Source organism: Streptococcus sp. 1343 (genome assembly GCF_013277355.1).
Lineage (GTDB): Bacteria > Bacillota > Bacilli > Lactobacillales > Streptococcaceae > Streptococcus > Streptococcus pseudopneumoniae.
Map to the genome: position 1 here is coordinate 1 of NZ_VMMT01000102.1, position 1,059 is coordinate 1,059.

At 40.4% G+C, this 1,059-nt stretch carries 1 pseudogene; it reads right to left on the minus strand.

What is annotated here, in order from left to right:
• Positions 1–857, minus strand: a pseudogene (locus tag HT709_RS11360) (IS1380-like element ISSpn5 family transposase); the annotation flags it as partial.
• Positions 858–1,059: the final 202 nt, after the last annotated feature.

The window sequence follows — 1,059 nt, forward strand, 5'->3', positions numbered from 1 at the left end:
TTGTGCGACCAAGATCCTGCTTGATAGAGAGTTTCTGAGTAGGCGGAGTGGGGCAAGATGGTTAAGTCCTCATCCTGTGGGCAAGGGAGGGAAAGGTCTCCAAGACGGCTCAGAACAGTATTTTTCTTGAGTTTTATGAGGTAGTATTGCCCTGTTTTTTCAATTAAATCGTATAATTTTGGGGTCGCAAAGCCACTATCCATTCGAAAGAGAAGTTGATTAAACCGTTCTAAAACAGGTGTGATAAAGCTGTCTGCCTCTTCAGAACAATAACGATTACCAGGACGAAGCTGGGCATTGAAACAATAACCTGTCTTCCCCTCGAAAGCATAAAGAGGATGATAGCCATGAGCACGATAGTGGGCGTTATAAGCAACACCTTCTTGCTTGCCATAAGCTGTGAAATGGGTAGAATCGATATCTACAATGAGTTGGTTTAGCTGGTGAAACTGTAAAAAGAATTCGACCAATTCAAGGTTGAAGCATCGCAAACTATGGACTGTTTCCTCGTCAGTTCTGGAAAGAAAACGGGATAAGGTTGGCTGTGAAGCAAGCTGCCCTCCTTCCAACAATTTTGGAAAGTAGGCATCAGCTGACAATTCTTTACAAGCATAGTCCGTTCCATAGCCTGTTAACAGTTGAAAGAGGAACTGGACAAGAATATCTGAATCCGAATAACGACAGTAGCGGCGTTGGTCATTCGTTACTAAATACTTAGAAATCCGCTCTTTTAGTTTCAACTGGGAAAAAAGTTCCTGAAAAAAGATAAGACCACCATACTGGGTTAAATGACCTCCATCGAAAGATAGTTGGTAAAAAGACTTGTTTTGGAAGTGATGATTTGGTAAACTGTTCATGTGAGTTTCCTTTCTTTTTGTGTTTTTTTCTACACTTATACCATAAAGGGGAAACTCTTTTTTGTCTAGTAAAAAACACCCATTGGGTGAAAAAAGAAACCATCCAGGATCTAAGCTAAGGCAAGGATTCTGGAGGGTTTTTAGATTAGGGGTGAATAATTGGGGTTTAACTTACTATTCACTCAAATCATATTCATACTCA